Below are 242 nucleotides of genomic sequence, written 5' to 3'. Positions count from 1 at the left end.
ACCCTCGACAGCGGCTAGGTGATCACCATCGCTGAAGGTCAGAGTTCGGGCAGCCTTCCGGTGACCGTAGGCAACGACGTTTACAAGGGGCCAACCACCGTTACAGAGTCGATTCAATCGGCCGACGGCGGCAACCTCGAAGCGATCAACCCGGTGAAAACCCCGGTAGCAACCACGGTCACCGAAGTCAACGACACCACCACCGTGACGCTGACAGCCACCCCCACCGTGGGCGAAAACCG

General features: G+C 61.2%; 1 pseudogene. It reads left to right on the top strand.

The window, feature by feature from the left end:
* Positions 1-242, top strand: a pseudogene (locus ACCD00_RS30910) (immunoglobulin-like domain-containing protein); the annotation flags it as partial.

This window comes from Pseudomonas sp. Pseusp3, from assembly GCF_047304225.1.
GTDB classification, from domain to species: Bacteria; Pseudomonadota; Gammaproteobacteria; order Pseudomonadales; family Pseudomonadaceae; genus Aquipseudomonas; species Aquipseudomonas fluorescens_CD.
This window is presented reverse-complemented; position numbering and strand designations above follow the sequence as displayed.